Origin of the sequence: Limnohabitans sp. (genome assembly GCF_046052825.1) — a bacterium.
GTDB lineage: Bacteria > Pseudomonadota > Gammaproteobacteria > Burkholderiales > Burkholderiaceae_C > Limnohabitans.
Genome location: NZ_JAVLFP010000009.1, coordinates 1 through 20,146, shown reverse-complemented (window position 1 = coordinate 20,146; position 20,146 = coordinate 1). Strand labels below are relative to the sequence as shown.

The 20,146-nt window shown below is 59.9% G+C and carries 22 protein-coding genes; 17 read left to right on the top strand and 5 right to left on the bottom strand.

What is annotated here, in order from left to right; genetic code table 11:
* Nucleotides 1–48: 48 nt before the first annotated feature.
* From ACKWJN_RS01695 to ACKWJN_RS01615, 17 genes are all read left to right on the top strand, one after another.
* A complete protein-coding gene (locus tag ACKWJN_RS01695) occupies nt 49–1,248 on the top strand; it encodes an ABC transporter substrate-binding protein (RefSeq protein ID WP_408593925.1) in 1,200 nt (399 codons plus the stop codon).
* A gap of 29 nt (nt 1,249–1,277) precedes the next feature.
* The gene (locus tag ACKWJN_RS01690; RefSeq protein ID WP_408593923.1) at nt 1,278–2,219 is read left to right on the top strand and encodes an SDR family oxidoreductase; all 942 of its coding nucleotides are present in this window, start codon (nt 1,278–1,280) and stop codon (nt 2,217–2,219) included.
* Entirely contained in the window at nt 2,209–3,000 is a 792-nt protein-coding gene (locus tag ACKWJN_RS01685) for an enoyl-CoA hydratase-related protein (RefSeq protein WP_408593921.1), read from the top strand. Before ACKWJN_RS01690 ends, ACKWJN_RS01685 begins: the two co-directional genes overlap by 11 nt.
* Before the next feature lie 10 nt (nt 3,001–3,010).
* Complete coding sequence (locus ACKWJN_RS01680) at nt 3,011–4,822, top strand: acyclic terpene utilization AtuA family protein (protein ID WP_408593919.1); 1,812 nt, start codon at nt 3,011–3,013, stop codon at nt 4,820–4,822.
* The gene (locus ACKWJN_RS01675) at nt 4,819–5,655 is read left to right on the top strand and encodes a TetR/AcrR family transcriptional regulator (RefSeq protein WP_408593917.1); all 837 of its coding nucleotides are present in this window, start codon (nt 4,819–4,821) and stop codon (nt 5,653–5,655) included. The genes ACKWJN_RS01680 and ACKWJN_RS01675 overlap by 4 nt, the downstream gene beginning before the upstream one ends.
* Nucleotides 5,652–7,121 (top strand): acetyl/propionyl/methylcrotonyl-CoA carboxylase subunit alpha, encoded by a 1,470-nt coding sequence (locus ACKWJN_RS01670; RefSeq protein WP_408593915.1) that lies wholly within the window; start codon nt 5,652–5,654, stop codon nt 7,119–7,121. Before ACKWJN_RS01675 ends, ACKWJN_RS01670 begins: the two co-directional genes overlap by 4 nt.
* 30 nt (nt 7,122–7,151) lie before the next feature.
* Nucleotides 7,152–7,652, top strand: coding sequence for a biotin/lipoyl-containing protein (locus ACKWJN_RS01665; protein WP_408593914.1), 501 nt, complete (start codon nt 7,152–7,154; stop codon nt 7,650–7,652).
* Nucleotides 7,649–9,256 carry an acyl-CoA carboxylase subunit beta gene (locus tag ACKWJN_RS01660; RefSeq protein WP_408593913.1) on the top strand — a complete coding sequence of 536 codons (1,608 nt, stop codon included), beginning with the start codon at nt 7,649–7,651 and terminating at the stop codon, nt 9,254–9,256. The genes ACKWJN_RS01665 and ACKWJN_RS01660 overlap by 4 nt, the downstream gene beginning before the upstream one ends.
* Before the next feature lie 36 nt (nt 9,257–9,292).
* Nucleotides 9,293–10,936, top strand: coding sequence for an AMP-binding protein (locus tag ACKWJN_RS01655; protein WP_408593911.1), 1,644 nt, complete (start codon nt 9,293–9,295; stop codon nt 10,934–10,936).
* A 44-nt stretch (nt 10,937–10,980) separates the two neighbouring features.
* On the top strand, nt 10,981–11,766 hold the full coding sequence (locus tag ACKWJN_RS01650; protein ID WP_408593909.1) for an enoyl-CoA hydratase/isomerase family protein: 786 nt from the start codon (nt 10,981–10,983) through the stop codon (nt 11,764–11,766).
* Nucleotides 11,766–12,881 (top strand): MBL fold metallo-hydrolase, encoded by a 1,116-nt coding sequence (locus ACKWJN_RS01645; RefSeq protein ID WP_408593908.1) that lies wholly within the window; start codon nt 11,766–11,768, stop codon nt 12,879–12,881. The genes ACKWJN_RS01650 and ACKWJN_RS01645 overlap by 1 nt, the downstream gene beginning before the upstream one ends.
* Before the next feature lie 95 nt (nt 12,882–12,976).
* Nucleotides 12,977–13,876 carry a dioxygenase gene (locus ACKWJN_RS01640; protein ID WP_408593906.1) on the top strand — a complete coding sequence of 300 codons (900 nt, stop codon included), beginning with the start codon at nt 12,977–12,979 and terminating at the stop codon, nt 13,874–13,876.
* A 49-nt stretch (nt 13,877–13,925) separates the two neighbouring features.
* On the top strand, nt 13,926–14,693 hold the full coding sequence (locus ACKWJN_RS01635; protein WP_408593904.1) for an SDR family NAD(P)-dependent oxidoreductase: 768 nt from the start codon (nt 13,926–13,928) through the stop codon (nt 14,691–14,693).
* A 14-nt stretch (nt 14,694–14,707) separates the two neighbouring features.
* Entirely contained in the window at nt 14,708–15,592 is an 885-nt protein-coding gene (locus tag ACKWJN_RS01630; RefSeq protein WP_408593903.1) for a 3-keto-5-aminohexanoate cleavage protein, read from the top strand.
* Between the two features lie 18 nt (nt 15,593–15,610).
* Nucleotides 15,611–16,609: a zinc-binding alcohol dehydrogenase family protein gene (locus ACKWJN_RS01625; RefSeq protein WP_408593901.1), complete on the top strand. Its 999-nt coding sequence runs from the start codon at nt 15,611–15,613 to the stop codon at nt 16,607–16,609.
* A 17-nt stretch (nt 16,610–16,626) separates the two neighbouring features.
* Nucleotides 16,627–16,986: a cupin domain-containing protein gene (locus tag ACKWJN_RS01620; RefSeq protein WP_408593899.1), complete on the top strand. Its 360-nt coding sequence runs from the start codon at nt 16,627–16,629 to the stop codon at nt 16,984–16,986.
* 53 nt (nt 16,987–17,039) lie between these two features.
* Entirely contained in the window at nt 17,040–18,032 is a 993-nt protein-coding gene (locus ACKWJN_RS01615) for a Bug family tripartite tricarboxylate transporter substrate binding protein (protein ID WP_408593897.1), read from the top strand.
* 9 nt (nt 18,033–18,041) lie between these two features.
* Here ACKWJN_RS01615 and ACKWJN_RS01610 read toward each other — a convergent pair whose 3' ends face one another.
* The 5 genes from ACKWJN_RS01610 to ACKWJN_RS01590 all read right to left on the bottom strand — a co-directional run.
* Nucleotides 18,042–18,473, bottom strand: coding sequence for an ExbD/TolR family protein (locus ACKWJN_RS01610; RefSeq protein WP_408593895.1), 432 nt, complete (start codon nt 18,471–18,473; stop codon nt 18,042–18,044).
* Complete coding sequence (locus tag ACKWJN_RS01605; RefSeq protein WP_408593893.1) at nt 18,470–18,895, bottom strand: ExbD/TolR family protein; 426 nt, start codon at nt 18,893–18,895, stop codon at nt 18,470–18,472. Before ACKWJN_RS01605 ends, ACKWJN_RS01610 begins: the two co-directional genes overlap by 4 nt.
* Nucleotides 18,896–18,901: 6 nt before the next feature.
* Nucleotides 18,902–19,609, bottom strand: coding sequence for a MotA/TolQ/ExbB proton channel family protein (locus ACKWJN_RS01600; RefSeq protein WP_408593966.1), 708 nt, complete (start codon nt 19,607–19,609; stop codon nt 18,902–18,904).
* A 72-nt stretch (nt 19,610–19,681) separates the two neighbouring features.
* The gene (locus ACKWJN_RS01595) at nt 19,682–19,963 is read right to left on the bottom strand and encodes an energy transducer TonB (protein ID WP_408593891.1); all 282 of its coding nucleotides are present in this window, start codon (nt 19,961–19,963) and stop codon (nt 19,682–19,684) included.
* The coding region (locus ACKWJN_RS01590) for a hypothetical protein (RefSeq protein WP_408593889.1) at nt 19,914–20,146 on the bottom strand (233 nt) is incomplete at its 5' end. The genes ACKWJN_RS01595 and ACKWJN_RS01590, both read right to left, overlap by 50 nt.

Genomic DNA, 20,146 nt, shown 5'->3' with positions numbered 1-20,146 from the left:
ACGCCGGCATGATGTTGGTGTTGGCATTTTCAAAAAAAGGAGACAGTGATGCGTAATTCAATTCGTCAATGGGCCAAAGGCCTTGGAAAAACCTCGGCCATCGCATTGGCCTTGGGTGCGGGTCTCGCGAGCGCGCAAGACATCGGTGTCACAGCGACCGAAATTTTGCTCGGTGAGGTGCAGCCCATGTCGGGCCCCGCCTCCTTGATTGGCAAGGCGGGTGCTGCTGGTTCAAAACTCGCCATTGCAGAGATCAACGAAAAAGGCGGCATCAATGGCCGCAAACTTCGCGCCATCTACGAAGACGACGGCTATGTGCCTTCGCGCTCGGTGTCGGCTGTGAAAAAACTCATCGATTCTGACAAAGTGTTTGCCTTGACCGGGACCACCGGCAGCTCCCACATGGTGGCCATGTTGCCCACCATCGAAGAAGCCAAGATTCCGACCATTGTGCACATGGCACCCAACCCTGCGGTGGTGACACCCCGCCGCCCTACGGTATTCATGATTGGCCCCGACTATGACTATGCGGGTTATGTGCCGATCAACCACATGATCGAAAAAATGGGTCAGAAGAATGGCAAGTTCGGCATCCTCTACCAAGACGATGACTTTGGCAAAGCCTTGTTGTCGGGCTATCAAAAAGCCGTTAAGCAACACAACGTTGCCAGCGTCGCTGAAATCCCCTTCAAGCGTGGCGCCAAAGACTTTTCGGCTGAAGTCCTCACCCTCAAAGAAAAAGGCATCACCGCGCTCTACCTGGGCACGCTGACCACTGAGTCTGCGGCGGTGATGGGTGAGTTGCGTCGTTTGGGCATGACGCCGATCATTGGCACGCTTTGGGCTGGGCAACTGCCTGCAGCCGTCAAGTTGGCTGCACCATCGGGCTTTGAATACCTGATCCCTGACTACTACGCTTCCAACTACGACCCAGCGGGCGTGAAGTTGATGGACGTGGCCAAACGTCTTCTGAGTGCCGATGACTTCGCCAACTTCAACCGTTACACCGTCAGTGGGTATGTCGGCACCAAGGTGATCGCCGAAGGCATTCGTCGCTGTGGTGCCAACGTCACGCGCGTTTGTGTGGTGGCTGAACTCAACAAGCTCAAAAACTTCGACACCGCAGGGTTGACCGGCCCTGTCTCGTTTGACAACCCGAAAGCACAAGCCGTGTTGCCGATCAAGTTGTTCCAGACCGATCCTAAAAATGCGACCGTGAAGTCGGTCACCGACTTCATCGCCTACTGATCGCGCAAACGACGCACAAGGACCGGTTCATGTCATCTGCCAACGCTTTTGCAACCACTGCCAAGCCTGAGCGCTACCGCTCGGTGTTTCGCGCCGATTTGTTTGCCGGGCAAACCCATGTCATCACAGGAGGTGGCAGTGGCTTGGGGCGTTGCACAGCGCATGAACTGGCCAGTTTGGGCGCGGGTTTGGCGCTGGTGGGGCGCAAGCGTGACAAACTCGAAGCGGTGGCGCAAGAAATCGCCACCAGCTACCCCGAAGCCAAAGACCGTGTCAGTGTGCACAGCTGCGACATCCGCGATGAAGCGGCTGTGACACAGACCGTGACCGACATCTTGGCCTTGCATGGACAAATCCACGGCTTGTTCAATTGCGCAGGCGGGCAGTACCCGGCCAACTTGCGCGACATCAGCCTCAAAGGCTGGGATGCGGTGGTGCGCAATAACCTGCATGGCACATTTTTGTTCTCGCGCGAGTGCTATGTGCAGTGCATGGAGCAACACGGGGGCAGCATCGTCAACATGCTGGCCGATATTTGGGGCGGCTTGCCGGGCATGGGGCACTCGGGGGCTGCGCGCGGCGGCGTCTTGACCTTCACCGAAACCGCGGCTTGCGAGTGGGGCAGTGCGGGCGTGCGCGTGAATGCCGTGGCTCCTGGCTGGATTGCTTCTAACGGCATCGACACCTACGACGAAAGCTACCAGCAGTTGCTTCGCGAGCTGCACACCAAAGTGCCCTTGCAGCGCTTTGGCACAGAGTCTGAGCTGGCTTCGGCCGTGGTCTATTTGTTGTCGCCTGCAGCAGGCTTCATCAATGGCGCAGTCATCCGCGTCGATGGGGGGGTGCCCACAGCCCGTCACACCTGGGCTTTGCAGCCAGCGCGGCAAGACTTCACCTACAACGGTTTTCCGCTCTACCAAGCCCCTAAGGCATTTGCCAAACCTCCTCAAGGACCGACACGTGACAACTGAGACTTCTCAAGTTCAGGTGGTGCAGCAAGGCGTGGTCTGTCGCATCACGATTGACCGTGCGCCTGAACACAACACCATGACCGATGTGGTCATGGCCGACTTGCAGCGTGCTTTTCAAGCCGCCGAGCACATGGAGGGGGTTCGCGCCATTGTGCTCACCGGTGCCGGGCAGCAAACTTTTTGTGCAGGCGGCCAACTCAAACCCACGTCCGACGGGTCACCGTTTGCGTTAGAGCCAGGTCGTTTTGACCATCCAGTGGCCGAGCTGTTTCGGGCCATGGACCGTTGCAACTTGCCCATCATCGCGCGCGTCAATGGCGGTGCGTTTGGCGGTGGCGTGGGTCTCGTCTGCGCCTGCGACTTTGCAGTGGCGGTGGATACGGCCAAATTTGGCACCACCGAAGCCCGTGTGGGTGTGTTTCCGATGATGATCTTGCCTCTGCTGATGCGGGTGATTTCACGTCGCAGGCTGCAAGAGATGTGCTTTTTTGCCGAGCGCTTTGACGCGCATGAGGCGTGTCGCTTAGAAATCGTCAACCAAGTGGTGCCCGCGGATGGCTTGGACGCTGCGGTGGATGCGCTGGTGGCCAAGCTGGTTGCTAACTCGCCGGTGGCCTTGCGCATGGGGCGACGTGCTTTTGCCGCGATGAACGATTTATCTCTCAACGATGCGCTCAATTTGGCGCAAACCATCTTGCCCATCTTGTCGCAAAGCGAAGATACCAAAGAAGGCATGCAAGCTTTCGCCCAGCGTCGCACACCGAACTGGCCCAACCGTTGACTGAGCCCTTATGAGCCTTCCATCTTCTCGTCAAACCCTGCGCATCGGCTGTGCCTCTGGCTTTTGGGGTGATTCCGAAGCTGGTGCCGCCCAACTGGTGGCATCGGGTGCCATTGACTATTTGGTGTTTGACTTTTTGGCTGAGATCACCATGTCTTTGCTGGCGCGTGCGCGCGCCAAGTCACCCGATGCGGGCTACGCGCCTGACTTTGTGCGCATCATGGCTGACTTGGCACCTGAGATTGCGCGCCAAGGGATTCGTGTGGTGGCCAATGCGGGAGGGGTCAATCCCGGTGCATGTGCCCAGGCGCTGCGCAGCCGTTTGCAAGACGTGGGTGTGGCGTTGCGCATCGCTGTGGTGGACGGCGATGACCTGAGCGATCAGATCGCGGCATTGCGGGCAGAGGGTGTGCGTGAGATGTTCACGGGTGAGGCATTGCCCGACAAGCTGCTCAGTGCCAATGCGTACCTCGGTGCACAGCCCATTGCAGCCGCCTTGGCGGCAGGTGCGCACATCGTCATCACCGGTCGGGTGGTAGACAGTGCCGTGACCTTAGGGCCCCTGGTGCACGAGTTTGGGTGGTCTTGGACCGACTGGGACAAGCTGGCCTGTGGCAGTTTGGCTGGGCACATCATCGAATGCGGCACCCAGTGCACAGGCGGCTTGTTCACCGATTGGGAGCAAGTGCCGGGCTGGGACAACATGGGTTTTCCCATCGTGGAGTGCGACGCAAGGGGTCAGCACTTCGTGGTCACCAAACCTGCGGGCACCGGTGGCTTGGTGACACCAGCCACCGTGGCCGAGCAAATCGTCTATGAAATCGCCGATCCGGCCTGCTATGCATTGCCCGATGTTCGCGCTGATTTCAGCCACGTCAAGTTGCGCCAAGAGGGCCCGGATCGGGTGCATGTGAGTGGTGCGCAGGGTCAAGTCGCACCTGCCCACTACAAAGCCAGCTTGACCTACAGCGAAGGCTGGCGCTTGTTGGGCACGCTGATGATCGGTGGTCATCAAGCAGCGCCCAAAGCTTGGCGTGTTGGCGAATCCATTGTGAAGCGCGTGCAGCGCTTGCTGAGCCAGCGGGGTTGGCCCGATTTCACACAAACCAGCTTAGAAGTGTTGGGTGCCGAAAGCACCTACGGGCCCCATGCCCGTGGCCAAGCCAGCCGCGAAGTGGTGCTCAAAATTGCCGCCAAACACACCCAGCGTGAAGCCTTGGAATTGCTGGCCAAAGAGATCGCTCCATCGGCCACCTCGATGGCGCAGGGCATCACCGGGTTTGCCGCAGGCCGGCCCTCACCATCGCCAGTGGTGCGTTTGTTTTCTTGCTTGATCGACTCTGCCCGGCTCACGCAACGTGTGTGTGTGGATGGGCAAGACCTGGGCTTTGTGCCGCAAGCTGTGGGCCAAGCCGAAGCCCCGGGAGCGTCCGTCGAGGCAACCCTGGCACCCGTTGTGCTGGGCACGTCGGGCGGCTCTGTGGTGCTTGTGCCCTTGTTGCGCTTGGCCCACGGCCGCAGTGGCGACAAAGGGGACAGCGCCAACATCGGTGTCATCGCCAGATCGCCGCAAGCCTACGAATTTTTGTGCGACTGGCTCACGCCAGAACGTGTGCATGCTTACTTTGCACATGTGGTCTTGGGGCGCGTGCAACGCTACCGGTTGCCAGGTTTTGATGCGCTGAACTTTGTCATGACGCAGTCCCTGGGCGGTGGCGGCGTCGCCTCCTTGCGATATGACCCACAGGGCAAGGCTTTCGCCCAAATGCTGTTGGATTTAGAAGTCGATGTGCCAATCGCTGTGCTGGAGACCGTGTCTTGACACCCGCCAACACCAAAAGCAGCAACAAGCAGCGTCCTCTGAATTTAGAGGGCATCGCCAATCCCGCAGGCAAGCACACGCCGCGTCGCATGCGGCGTGCCCAAGAAATATTGGATGCAGCGCGAGACATCTTTTTAGAAAAAGGTTTTGGCGGCGCGTCGGTGGGTGAAATTGCAGCCAAGGTGGGCGTGGTCGAAGGTTTGGTGTATGCCTACTACCCGACCAAGCGTGATTTGCTCAACGACGTGCTCTGCGGCATGTACGTGCCGTTGATCCGTGACCTTCAAGACAGTTTCTCGCGCATCCAAGGCGTGCGCAGCCGCTTGCGGTTTTTGATTTGGCGTCATTTGCGTGTGTATGTCGAAGAGCCGGGTTTATCGCGCTTGGTGCTGCATGAAGTTCGGACGGGTCCTGAATACTTCAAATCCGTGTTGCATGACTTGCATGTGCGTTACACCGCATTTTTGGTCCGCACCATCGAAGAAGCCATTCAACAGGGTGAGATACGCGCTGACACAGACATCGAATTGCTGCGTTCCATGGTGTACGGTGGCATCGAGCACCGCATGTGGGGTACCTTGTTTGGCCGTGGCGCCGTGGACATTGAAAGCACCGCCGACCATTACACCCAGATTGTCTTGGCCTCGTTGTTGACCGCGCCACGCACAAGCACCCCCACCCAGGGCCAGTCATCTGACATGGTGCAACTCTTGTTAGAAGCCCGTGAGCGCTTGGACCGAATGGCCCAACTGGTGGCGACAGAGCTTCACACTGCACCTTCTCCCTCGACCGCTTCGCAAGCGCGAGGCCAACGTTCCAAGAGAACCCCATGACGATTCATAAATTATTCATTGCCAACCGAGCTGAAATAGCCTTGCGCATTGTTCGCACCGCGCAGCGCATGGGCATTGCCACCGTGGTGCCTTGGCATGCGCGCGACCGCCATGGGCCAGCGCTGCAAGTGGCCAGTGAAACGGTCGAGTTGATCGGCGATCCGCCCGTTTCTGCGTGGCTCAACGCGCGGGCCTTGATCCAAGCGGCCATTGACAGCGGATGTGACGCCATCCATCCGGGCTACGGTTTTTTGTCTGAAAACGCAGACTTTGCGCGCGCGGTCACACAAGCCGGTCTGACCTTTGTCGGCCCGCCGTCCGATGTGATCGAGCGCATGGGTGACAAGATCACCGCACGCAACTTTGCCACCCAACAAGGGGTGCCAGTGACGCCCTCTGCCGAAGAAGAATCGTCGCCCGAGACCTTTGCCGAGCGTGCCGCTGCGATTGGGTTTCCACTGCTCATCAAAGGCACGGCGGGCGGTGGTGGCAAAGGCATGCACATCGTGCGCGATGTATCCAGTTTGGCCCAGGCCATTGCCACAGCGCGCGCCGAAAGCCAGCGCTACTTTGGTGATGGTCGGTTACTGGCCGAACGTTTTGTGGAAAAACCACGCCACATTGAAGTGCAGGTGTTTGGCGACACCCACGGCCAGGTGATCCATCTGGGCGAGCGCGAATGTTCCATCCAGCGGCGCTTCCAAAAACTGATCGAAGAGTCACCCGCACCCACGCTGAGTGCCGAACTGCGCGAGCGCATTTGCCAAGCGGCTGTGACCTTGGCCCGTGCCGCAGGCTATGTGAATGCCGGCACGGTGGAGTGCATCGTGTCGCAGACGGGTGAGTTTTACTTTTTAGAAATGAACACCCGTTTGCAGGTGGAGCACCCCGTCACCGAGATGGTCACGGGCTTGGATTTGGTCGAGTGGCAATTGCGTGTGGCGCAAGGCGAAGCTTTGCCGCTGCGCCAAGCGCAGGTGCAATCGCATGGCAGCGCCATCGAGTGCCGCATCTTGGCGGAAGACGCTGATGCCGGTTTTGTGCCTGACACCGGCAAGGTGCTGCTGCTGCAAGAACCACAAGGGCCTGGTGTGCGATTTGACAACGGGGTGATGCAAGGGGCCACGGTGAGCGCCGACTTTGATTCGATGTTGGCCAAGCTGGTGGTGCACGGCGCCAGCCGTGAGGTGGCGATTTCGCGCATGCGACAGGCCTTGCACGACACGGTGATGTTGGGTGTCACGCTCAACAGCCATTTCTTGGGCCGTGTATTGGCCCATCCTGAGTTCCAAGCCGGTGCCACCGACACCGATTTTTTAGAGCGCCACAAAGCCAGTTTGAAGCCCGCCCCTTGGACGCAGGCGGAGCAACAGGCTTTGGTGGCCGTTGCTGCAACTGCGAGCCCCGACCGGTCCAGCACCACAGTGAGCGAACCCCATTTGTCCATGGGGGCTTGGCGCAATTGAGCGCCTGCCCCATTGAAGAACACACACCCCATGACAACTTATGTGATCCAAGGCGCGGCTGAGCCAAGCCACCTGACCCGCAAGCACGGCACCGATGTGGTGGTCGATGAAACCCGTTTCGCGGTGCGGGCCTTACGGCCCAGCGTGTTCGGCGTCCAACATGCATCTGAAACCTACAAGCTCCATGCGGTGGCGCATGGAGACAGTGTCTACGTGCAACTCAATGGCCGGGCCTGTCGTGTCGATCGGGTGGACCCCACACGCGCCCATGGTGCTGGCGCTGTCGACGGCGGTGGTATGTGCCATGCGCCGATGCCTGGCGTGGTGGTGTCTTGGTTGATACGCCCTGGCAGCGTGGTCATGGCGGGCACACCTCTGTTGGTGATCGAGAGCATGAAGTTGCAGATGACCATCGAGTCACCTCAAGACGGTGTGCTGGAAGACTTGCCATTCACCGAAGGACAAACGTTTCAACGCGGCGCCACTCTGGCCCGTGTCCGCCCTGACAGCCAGACCGGAGCCGCCGCATGAGCCGCATCATCAGCAAGATAGACACCGAGTCCGCCGCCTACCGCAAAAACTTTGCCGACATGCGCGAGCGGGTTAAGACCTTGCGCGAACGCTTGAATCAAGCCCGTGACGAACGCCCCCAACGCGATGTGGACCGTCTCAAGAAAAGCAACAAACTCACCGTGCGCGAACGCCTCGATTTGTTGCTCGATCCTGGCACACCCTTTTTAGAGCTGTCGGCTTTGGCAGCCAACCGGGCTTATGGCGGCGAAGTGCATGGTGCGGGGCAGGTCTCAGGCATCGGCATCATCCACGGCCGTGAAGTCATCATCCACGCCGATGATCCCAGCATCAAAGGCGGAGCCTGGTACCCCTTGTCGGTCAAGAAGATCATCCGTACCTTGGACATCGCCATCGAAAACCGCTTGCCGGTGATCCACCTGTGTGACAGCGCTGGTGGCTTCTTGCCTTTGCAAGCCGACTTGTTCCCAGACCGTTACACCGCAGGCCGCATCTTTCGTAACCAATGCACTTTGTCCAAACTGGGGGTGCCTCAAATTGCCGTGGTGTTGGGGCATTGCACCGCAGGGGGCGCCTACATTCCGGCCTTGAGCGATTACAGCGTCATCGTTCGCGGCAATGGCGGTGTGTTTTTGGGGGGACCTCCCTTGGTCAAGGCTGCCACTGGCGAGGTGGTCAGTGCCGAAGCCTTAGGGGGCGCTCAGATGCACACCACCGTGTCTGGCACTTGTGACTATGCCGCCGACGATGAGCCCCATGCCATGGCCTTGGCACGCGACATCTTGGCGCAAACCACGCCGGTGCTCAAACAGCGCATTGACCGCATTGAGCCCGAGCCACCGCACTACGACCCGCAAGAGTTGTACGGCATCATCCCAACCGATTGGAAGGTGGGCTTTGACATGCGGGAAGTGATTGCACGCATCGTCGATGGCAGCCACTTTCATGAGTATCAACCCGATTACGGCACCACCATGGTCTGCGGCTTTGCCCGCATCTGGGGGTGCAAGGTCGGCATCTTGGCCAACAACGGCGTGCTGTTCAATGACAGCTCACTCAAAGCCGCGCACTTCATGCGCTTGTGTGACCGCGACCGCACCCCGCTGGTGTTTTTGCAAAACATCACCGGTTACATGGTGGGCCGCGAGTACGAAGAGCGTGGCATCACCAAAGACGGTGCCAAGATGATCATGACCCAGGTCGGGTGCTCGGTGCCCAAGTTCACCGTCATCGTCGGCGGCTCATTTGGGGCTGGCAACTACGGCATGTGCGGACGCGCTTTTGATGGCCGCTTTTTGTGGATGTGGCCGCAATCGCAAATCGCCGTGATGGGCGCAGAGCAAGCCGCCAACACCTTGGCCGATGTGAAGATTCGCCAGCTCCGGCGTGAAGGCCAGCAACTCAGCCCTGAAGACATCGAAGCCATTCGTGAGCCGGTGCTTGACAGTTTCCAAGCCGAAAGCGATGCCTACTACTCCAGCTCTGAACTCTGGGACGACGGCATCCTGGACCCGGTGGACACACGCAATGCCTTGGGCATGGCGATTGTGGCGTCCTTGAATGCGCCATTTGGCGACATGGGCTACGGCGTGCTCAGGCTCTGACAAGCGTTCAACACACCCGGCGAATCAGGAGGCGAAATGATTGAAATCAGTGAGACGTCGACCATTCCAGAGGTTTTCTTTGCAGCGGCCCAGGCATATGCCGAGCGCCCTTTTTTGGTGGTGCCTGCCAATCCTGCCCGGGCTTATGCCCCAGCGGGTCAGAGCTACAGCTACGCCCAAGCCGCCGACGCGGTGCGCGAGCTGATGCAGCGCTACCGCGAGGCTGGCTACGGCGAAGGCCACCGTGTGGGCTTGCTGCTTGAAAACCGCTTGGAGCACTTTCTACACAAGCTGGCCATGAACGCGCTGGGCGTGTGCTGTGTGCCACTCAACCCGGATCACCGACCGCCCGAGATGGCCTATGTGATCGACCACGCCAAGTTGGACTTGGTGGTGGTGGTCGAACCCATGGCCAAGCTGTTGCAGCAAGCCTTGGCGGTGTCTGAGCACCAAGCCTCGGTGGTGCTTTTGCAGGTGCACATGGTGCTGCCCGCTGCCGTGCGTGCTGCCACATCTACCACGCCCACTGCCGCCAGCATTGCCAGCGTGCTCTACACCTCGGGCACCACGGGCCGACCCAAGGGCTGTTTGTTGTCGCACCGCTATGAGGTAGCTGCCGGTCGCTGGTACGCCACGCGCGGCGGATTGGTCAATTTTGGCGAGGGTTGCGAGCGCATCTACAACCCCTTGCCGGTGTTTCATGTGAATGCGCTGATTTTTTCGTTTTACTGCGCCATGCTCAAAGGCAATTGCCAGATTCAGACCGATCGTTTTCAGGTCTCGCGTTGGTTCACCGAAGTGCATGAGTCTCAAGCCACGGTGGTGCACTACTTGGGGGTGGTGGTGCCCATGCTGCTCAACCAGCAGCACCATCCGCTCGAGCGTGACCATCAAGTTCGCTTTGCCATTGGCGCTGGGGTAGACCCCCAACGACACGCCGAATTCGAGCATCGCTTTGGTTATCCCTTGGTTGAAATTTGGGGCATGACCGAGATGGTGCGTGCTATTTTTGATGCCGATCTGCCGCGCCAAGTTGGCACGCGTGCCATTGGCCGCGCCCAGCCCGGCATGCAAGTGCGAGTGGTCAACGATGCCGACGTCGATATGCCCGACGGCACGCCAGGTGAAATGCTGGTGCGCGACTCAGCCAGCCATCCACGGCGCGATTTCTTCAGTGGCTATTTGGACGACGATGCAGCCACCGAGCAGGCCTGGCGTGGCGGTTGGTTTCATACCGGCGACATCGTGTTGCGCGATGCCGATGGCTTGCTGCATTTTTTAGAACGACGTAAAAACATCATTCGCCGTTCGGGCGAAAACATTGCTGCTGCTGAAGTCGAGGCGGTCTTGCAAAGTCACCCCTTGGTTGCGCAAGCCGCCGTGTTGGCCGTCAAAGACGAGGTGCGCGAAGAAGAGGTGTTGGCCTGCGTCGTGCTCAAGTCTGGTGTGGCCGTGCCCCAAAGTGCAGACGATGTGCTGGTGGGCGACTTGTTTGCGCACTGCGATGCCAGCTTGGCGTACTACAAAGCGCCGGGGTGGCTGTGGTTCACCGACGAGATTCCCACCACAGGCACCCAAAAAGTGCAAAAGCACCAACTGTTTGCCGCTGACAGTGATCCACGCGTGGCAGCAGGCATGATGGACTTGAGGTCGTGGAAAAAACGCCAACGCACGTCCTGAATTTTTATCAGAACGTCTTCAACCGATCACAACAGGAGAATGCCATGACCCAACCCCACGTGCTGACACGCCGCGATGCGGCTGTGGGTGTGATGACCTTCAATCGACCCGAGTCGATGAATACCTTGGACTTGCCCATGGTGTTGGCCATGGAGCAAGCCTTGGACGCGTTAGAGCAAGACACACACGTGCGTGCGATTGTGGTCACAGGGTGCGATGAGCGTACCTTCATGGCAGGAGGCAACATCGCCGATTTGAACAGTCGGCATGCGCTGTCGCACTACCAAGACTTTGCCCTGGTTTTGCATCGGGTGTTTCGCCGTTTTGAAGTGTGCGCCAAACCCATCATTGCCGCGGTCAACGGCTGGGCTTTGGGCGGAGGGGCTGAGTTCATGCTCACCACCGACATCCGTTTGATGGCTGACAACGCGAAGTTAGGTTTGCCTGAAATCAAACTGGGCTTATTTCCTGGGGGCGGTGGCTCGCAGCGCTTGATGCGCCAGATTCCTTTGTGCCAAGCCAAGATGCTGATGTTCACGGGCGACTTTCTGTCGGCTGCTGAGGCCGTGCAGATCGGTTTGGTCAACCGTGCCGTGCCGCAGTCGGAATTGATGGGTGAGGCGATGACCTTGGCGCAGCGCATCGCCGACAAATCTCCTTGGGCTTTGCGTCTTCTCAAAACTTCTATGCTGCAAGGCGCCGACATGCCCTTGAGCGCTGCCCTGTCGCACGAGATGGCCACCATCAGCTTGTTGTTGCAAACCGAAGACGCCCATGAGGGCTGCACTGCGTTCTTGGAAAAACGCACGCCGGTGTTCAAAGGCGGCTGATGAAGGCCGCTGACCCCACACCCTCCCACGCCCAGCTGTTAGAGCAGCGCTTGCATTACCCCCATGCAGGCAACAAGCCCGCACCTGGCACAAGCCTCGAGCTTATGCCAAGTGTGCGTTGGGTGCGCATGCCTTTGCCCTTTGCCTTGGACCACATCAACCTGTGGTTGCTGCGCGACCAACGCGAAGGACCCGACGGGGTGATCGAGGGCTGGGCTGTGGTGGACTGCTGTGTGGCCAGCGACGACGCCAAACACCACTGGCAGCAGGTCTTTGACACGCAGCTCGACGGCTTGCCCGTGTTGCGCGTCATCGTCACCCACATGCACCCGGACCATGTGGGCTTGGCGCATTGGTTGTGCGAGCACTGGAGCACGCCTGAACACACCTGCCAGCTGTGGATGAGTGCCGCCGATCACCATTTGGCGTGTTTGTATTCAAGTGGCATGAATGCGTTTGGCGGTGAAGAGGCAGCGAATTTTTTTGCGCTGCATGGATGGCGAGACCGCGACGATTTAGAAAAAATAAGGGCGCGTGAGAGTTACTACCCCACCATGGTCCCCAAGGTGCCTCGGGTGTTCGCCAGGCTGATGCACGGCCAAGCGCTGCGCATTGGCGCGCACGACTGGCGCTGCATCGCAGGCTTTGGCCATGCGCCTGAGCACATGGCCTTGTATTGCGAAAGCCTTGGCGTGTTGATCAGCGGCGACATGGTGCTGCCACGCATTTCGACCAATGTCAGCGTGTACGAAATAGAGCCCGAGGCCGATTCACTCACCTTGTTTTTGCAGTCACTCGAACTGTTCTTGCCTTTGCCCGAGGGCACTTTGGTGCTTCCCTCGCACGGGTATCCCTTTGTGGGCTTGCACGAGCGCATTGCGCAATTGCAAGACCACCACCGTGAGCGCTTGGCCGATTTGCTGCAGGCGTGTCAGCACAGCCCACAAAGTGCCCACGATGTGTTGACCTTGTTGTTCAAACGCCCTTTGGATTTTCATCAGACCACATTCGCCATTGGCGAGGCATTGGCACACTTACACCGATTGCGGGCCCAAGGGCTGGTCAAACGCAGCTTGGATGAGCAGGGCATCTACCGATTCACTGCTGGGGGCTGAGGATCGGTCGCTTCAGAGACAACCCGGGTCCACGAAGATGTTTTCAAAGGGAGAATCAGTGCCCGTTCCGTGTTCCACCCTGAGGAGTCATCCGCATGTCCCAAGCCACCAACACGCTGGTTTTCCCCACCACCCCCGATACCGTTTTGCCTCTGGTCCTGGAGGTCATGAACCGCACGCCCGACCCGCGCCTGCGCCAACTGTTGTGTTCGCTCAGCACCCACATGCACCAGTTCGTGATCGACAACCAGGTCACCGAAAAAGAATTTGAACGCGCGGTCAAGTTCTTGGTGGGCATAGGTCAAGAGACGGGTGAAACCAAAAACGAAGTCATCTTGGCGTTTGACCTGTTTGGTGTGTCCACCCTGGTGGCCATGCTCAACAACCCACCCGGCAAAGAAGACGAGTCGTCCAAAGCCGGTTTGCTGGGGCCGTTCTGGCGTGCCAACGCACCGGTGTGCCAACCGGGCGACAACATCGTGCGCTCTGAGACACCGGGCATCACCATGGAAGTGCGCGGCGTGGTCTACGACGCCCATGGCAAACCTTTGCCCAACGCCAAGGTCGATGTGTGGCAAGCCTCGCCCGTGGGCTTGTACGAAAACCAAGACCCGAACCAAGCCGACATGAACCTGCGCGGCCTGTTCACCACCGACGCGCAAGGCGCTTACTTCATGCGCACCGTGTGCCCCTCGGGCTACCCCGTGCCCACCGATGGGCCATGTGGCGAGTTGCTCGACGCCCAGTTGCGCCATCCCAACCGTCCGGCGCATTTGCACTTCATGATCTCCAGCCCTGGCCACAAGGTGTTGATCACCCAGGTGTTTGCCGACGACGATGTCAACTTGACCAGCGACCCGGTGTTCGGCGTCACCGCCCCCCTGGTCGGTCACTTTGAAAAACACAGCGTCGAGGGCCAAACCGTGGCCTACCTCACGCAAGACTTCCACTTGGTGCCCGGCGAGATGGTGTTCCCACACCCCCCGATTCCTTGAGCACAGGCGCTCCGTCTCATCCAACCGTTCACCTCCATCTATCAATTTCATGACCACCACTTTTGAACCCACCGAGTCCCTGGCAGGCCGCGTCGCCGTCATCACCGGCGGCACCGGCGGCATTGGCCTGGCCACCGCACGCCGCTTGGCCAAGCTGGGCGCGCGCTGCGTACTGCTCTACAACAGCGCGGCACCTGAGGTGGCCGCTGCCCATGCGGCCTCGCTCCCCGGCACAGGCCATCTGACGTTCCAGGCTCAAGTCACCAACAGCGCCGCACTGAACGCCGTGGCCGAACAAGTCGGTGCCCAGTGTGGTGCCGTGCACATCTTGGTCAACAGCGCGGGTTACACCAAAGCTGTGCCTGCTGCCGACTTGGAGGCGTTGAGCGACGAGCTGATCGACGACATTTTGAAAGTCAACTTCCGCGGCGTCATTGCCACCATCCGTGCTTTCATGCCTTTGCTCAAGCAGTCGCAAGACGGTTTGATCGTCAACATCTCCTCCATCGCAGGTTTCACCGGCACCGGCAGCAACCTCGCCTATGTGGCCGCCAAAGCCAGCATCGACGTGGTGGGAGACGCCTTGGCCAAAGCTTTTGCGCCCCATGTGCGCGTGATCTCGGTGTCGCCCGGCGTGGTCGATTCGAGTTTTGTGCCTGGACGTGGTGCCGACTTCAACGAGAAAGCCGCTGCCACCATTCCGCTGCGCCGCATTGGCACGGTGGACGACGTGGCTGCTGCCGTGCAAGCCTGCGCCACCACCTTGCGTTACGTCACCGGCACCCGCTTGGTGGTGGACGGTGGCCGTCACCTTTGATCGAAAGAACTTCCATGGCTTCTAAAACTTTGTTGACCTGTGCCGTCACCGGCAACATCACCACCCCCGACCAAACCCCCCACCTGCCCATCACGCCGACGCAAATTGCCAACGAGTGTTTGGCCGCCGCCGAGGCCGGTGCCGCAGCCGTGCACATCCACGTGCGCGATCCACAAAGTGGCAAACCCTCGATGGAGGTGGCGCTCTACCGCGAGGTGATGGACCAGGTGCGTCGCGGCAACCCTGAACTCATCATCAACCTCACCACCGGACCGGGCGGGCGTTTCATCCCCAGCCACGACGACCCGCGTGTGGCCGCTCCAGGCTCGACCCTGGTGCAACCCGAAAAGCGCGTCGAGCATGTGCGTGTGCTGCGTCCCGACATTTGCTCGCTGGACTTGAACACCATGAACTCCGGCCCCGATGTGGTCATCAACACGCCGCGCAATGTGCGCATCATGGCCAAGATCATGCGCGAGGCGGGCGTCAAACCCGAGCTTGAAATTTTTGATTCCGGTGACATCCATTTGGCGCGTGACCTGATCGCCGATGGCACGCTCGAAGGCCCCGGCATGTGGACCTTTGTCACGGGCGTGAAATACGGTTTTTCATCCTCGCCCGAGACCTTGATGTATGCCCGCAGCCTGTTGCCCGCAGGGGCCATTTGGTCGGCCTTTGGCATTGGCCGCTTTGAGTTCCCTTATGTCGCCTTGGCTTACCTCAACGGTGGCCATGTGCGGGTCGGCATGGAAGACAACATTTACCTGGAAAAAGGCGTGTTGGCCAAGAGCAATGCCGAGTTGGTGCTCAAAGCCAAACGCATCGTGCAAGACCTGGGTGGCGAATTGGCCAACCCCCGTGAAGCGCGTGCCATGCTGAACCTGCCCGCGCGTGCCTGAGTGACTGAAAGAAACAAGATGACGATGGACAAAACTCCCCTGCACGCAGTGCGCGTGAACACCAAGGTCACGGCCATTGCCGACTTGGTCACCAGCCTCGAGGTGCAAGCCCCGCCGGTGTTGCAAGCGGGCCAAGCCTTGGTGCGTGTGCGCAGCGCGGGGGTCAACCCCAGCGACGTGAAAGCCGCCATTGGCATCATGCCGCAGGCGGTGTTTCCGCGTTCGCCTGGACGCGACTACGCCGGTGTGGTGGTCGAGGGCCCGAGCGCTTGGGTGGGCAAAGAAGTCTGGGGCTCGGGGGGCGATTTGGGCATCACCCGTGATGGCTCGCATGCCGGTTGGTTGTTGTTGCCCGAAGCTGCGCTGCGCGAAAAACCCAGCCGCTTGAACTTTGACCAGGCCGGTTCGGTGGGCGTGCCGTTTGTCACCGCCTACGAGGGCTTTCGCCGCAGCGGCATGCCCCAAGCCGGGCAAACCGTGGTGGTGATGGGTGCCAACGGCAAGGTCGGCCAAGCAGCGGTGCAACTGGCCGCGCAAGCGGGTGCACAAGTGATTGCGGTGCGTCGCCAAGCCGGCCCTTGGGAGGGTCCCTCAGGCCCCGGCGTGCACAGCATCGACGCGCGCAGCGAAGACGTGGCGGCCCGCATCCGCGAGCTGAGCAACGGCAAAGGCGCGCACATTGTGTTCAACACCATGGGCAGCCCCTACTTTGAAGCCGCCAACAAAGCCATGGCCAAAGGGGCGACGCAAATCTTCATCTCCACGCTGGAGCGTCCGGTGCCGTTTGACATCTTCACCTTCTACCGTGGCATGCACACGTATGTGGGCATTGACACGCTGGCACTGGATTGCGTACAAACCAACGAGCGCATGGAAGGCATGCGTGCTGGTTTTGACGCCGGCACCTTGCATCCTTTTGAGGTTCAAGCCGATGCGGCTTTTGGTTTGGACCAAGCCTTGTTCGTCTACCGCGAAGTGTTGGCGGGTGCCACCCGTCGCATTGTGTTCAACCCCTGATTCACCCTGAGCCCGCCATGAACCTGACCCGCATCGACCAAGCGCCCGAGTACTTTGCCCCCAACCACGACCACATGCAGTGCTTGCGCCTGCAAGGCCATGAGGCCGGCCCTGCGGTGCAGCTGTGGATGGGCATGTCCGTGTTGCAACCCGGTGGCCAAACTGCTTTGAACCCTTCGCCCATTGAAAAACACTACGTGGTGTTGGAAGGCTCACTCACCGTGGTGAGCGAGCTCGACGGCGTGCAAACCCGCCACATCTTGAACCGCTTTGACTCGTGCCGCTTTGCGCCCGGTGAAAGCCGCCAAATCATCAACCACACCCAAGACGTGGCGCGCATTTTGTTGGCCATGCCGTTTGAACCACCTGCCGCTTGAGGCTGTTTGTTGCATCTGTTGTTTGCGCTTTTAAAAGATACCAGGAGACCTCCATGACCGCTTCCCACTTCACCCGCCGCCAAACCCTGCAACTGGCTGCTGCCGGTCTCTCGTCACTCGCCCTTGGGGCACAGGCCCAAGTGGGTGACTGGCCCAAGGCCAAAGCCATCACGTTTGTGGTGCCCTTCACCGCAGGCAGCGGCACCGACGTGATTGCACGCGCTGTGGCCGAAAAACTCGGCCCCATCTTGGGTGCGCAAATCGTCATTGACAACAAGACCGGTGCGGGTGGCACCGTGGGCGCGGCGCTGGTGGCCAAGGCCCCGGCAGACGGCTACAGCGTGCTGATTCACAGCTCGGGCCACGTGGTCAACCCGGCGCTCTACCCCAAGCTGCCCTACGACACCTTGAAAGACTTTGACGGCATCACCCCGTTGGCCAGTTTGCCCAACGTGATTGTGGTCTCGCCCAGCAAGGGCTACAAAGACGTGGCCGATTTGGTGGCCAAAGCCAAAGCCCAGCCGGGGCAACTCAACTATGGGTCGGCAGGCAACGGCTCGGCCACCCACATGAACGCCGAGAAGTTCCGCGTGGCGGCTGGCATCCAAGCCCAACACGTGCCTTACCGTGGCACGCCCGAGGCCTTGACCGAAACCGCCTCGGGCCGCATCGACTGGTTCTTTGCGCCCTTGGTCTCGGCCTTGCCTTTGATCCAAAGTGGCCGCCTTCAAGCTCTGGCCGTCAGCACCGCGCAGCGCTCGCCCTTGTTGCCCAACGTCCCGTCCATCTCCGAGGCAGGTTTTGCTTCCGCCGCTTACACCTTTTGGGTGGGTGCGTTCATCACCGCCAAAACCCCCAAAGCCATCGTGGACCGTTTGCACGATGGCATGAGCAAGGTGTTGGCCTTGCCCGATGTGCGCGAACGCCTGGAAAAGCTCGGTGCTGCGGCCATGCCCATGCCACAAGCTGCGTTTGAGAAATTCTTGGACGACGAAACCCGCTCGGCAGGCGAGTTGGTCAAGGCCGCTGGGATTCGTCTGGAGTAACCCGCTGCGCTAAGGCGCTGCAAACTGCTCGGTGCCCACAATGCCGAGCTTGGTCAGCCCCTGGCGCTGGGCGCTGGCCAACACACCCGCCACCGCCTCGTACTTGGCCTTGCCTTGGGCTTTGATGTGCAGCTCTGGCTGCGGTTGCTGGGTGCTGGCTTCTTGCAACAAGGCGTCCAGCGCTGCGCGGTCGGCCAAGGGCTTGCCATTCCAGTTCACCACACTGCGTGCATCCACCTCGATGCGCACGATGTTGGGTTTTTTCAGCGGCGGTGGGCTGCCCACGGGCATGTCCAGATTCACCGAATGCAACTGAATCGGAATGGTGATGATCAACATGATCAACAGCACCAGCATCACGTCGATCAACGGCGTGGTGTTGATGTCCATCATCACCTCGGGTTCTGGCTCGGTGTGCAACAAAGGTCCGTTCATGTTCATGGCGTGCCCTGTGGCTCGGTGACAAAACGCACCTTGGTCAAACCCGCGCTTTGCACGGCATACAGCACACGGCCCACGGCTTCAAAGTCGGCCTTCGCATCGCCACGAATTTGCACTTCAGGCTGCGGTTTTTTCTCGACCAAGGTTTGCAGTTGCTGGGTCAAATCGGCGTTGGAGCGCACCGGTGCGTCGTAAAAAAACGCACGGCCTTGGGCGTCAATCGACAGCACGATGTTGTCGGGTTGGGTTTCGCGTGGTTGTTGCGTCTCGTGAGGCAACTCCACCTTCACCGAGGTAGTCACCACCGGAATCGTGATCAAGAAAATGATCAACAGCACCAACATCACATCCACCAGCGGCGTGGTGTTGATGGTGGTGAGCAGTTCGTCGTCCGACTCGCTCGGACCCAGATGCATGGCCATGGGGAATCAGGGGTTGGGGGTGCCTGAGGCCAGCAAGACCGCATGCAAGTCGGCCCCAAAGGCTTGCACCTCTTCCATCGCTGCCTTGTTGCGGCGCACCAGCCAGTTGTAGCCCAACACGGCGGGCACGGCCACAGCCAAACCAATCGCGGTCATGATCAATGATTCACCCACGGGCCCCGCCACTTTGTCGATGCTGGCTTGGCCCGACATGCCAATCTTCACCAAGGCGTTGTAAATGCCCCAGACCGTGCCAAACAAGCCCACAAAAGGCGCGGTTGAGCCCACCGTGGCCAGCACCGCCAAACCATCTTGCATGCGGTTTTGCACGTTGCCCATCGCGCGCTGGATGCTCATCGTGACCCAGGTGTTGAAATCCACGTTACCCAACAGGCCGTCGTGCTTGCTGGCGCCTTCCAAGCCTTTTTCGGCGATGAAGCGAAACGGGCTCTCGGCGTCCAGACCTTCGGCCCCTTGGCGCACACTGCCGGCCCGCCAGAACGAGGCCTGTGCTGCCTGCGCAAACTTCAACACGCGGCTTTGCTCGGCCAGCTTGGTGAAGATCACATACCAGCTGCCCATGCTCATGAGCACCAGGATCAACAGCGTGCCCTTGGCCACCCAGTCGCCTTGCGCCCACAGCGCCGTCAAGCCATAGGGGTTGTCGAGGGCTTCTTCGGCGGCCAAGGCATTGGCTGTGAGGAACCAAGCCATCAGCCCGAGGGCGAGTTGGGAGAGTTTGCGTGTGAACATGGAAGTTTCCTTCGGTCTGAAATGTGGGGTGTGTTATTCCAAGCGCCAGGTGTAGCGGATGCTGGCCCAGCTTTGCTCAGGCTTGCCGTCCACCGTGCCAGGGCGGAACTGGCATTTGGCGAGTCCATTGCGCGCCGCGTCGTCCAAGCGTGGGTAGCCCGATGTTTTGTCAATCTCGGCTTGCAGCACACGGCCATCGGTGCCAATCAAAAAGCGCAGTGTGACCGTGCCTTCTTCTTCCAAGCGGCGTGAGGCGCTGGGGTAGTCAGGTTTGGCGCAGGTGGCACCGGGCTGAATCACGGCGGCGGTTTTCACGGGCGGGGCGGCGGGCGCAGGTGGCGCTGGCGGCGCTGTTGTGCTGGGGGCGGGTGCTGGCGTTGCAGCTGCCACGGGCACGCTGATGACCGGCGCGGTGGTGCTGGGCATCACGGGCGCTGGCGCTGTGGGCGCAGGTGTAGGAGCTGTCTCTTATACACATCTGACGCTGCCGACGAAGCT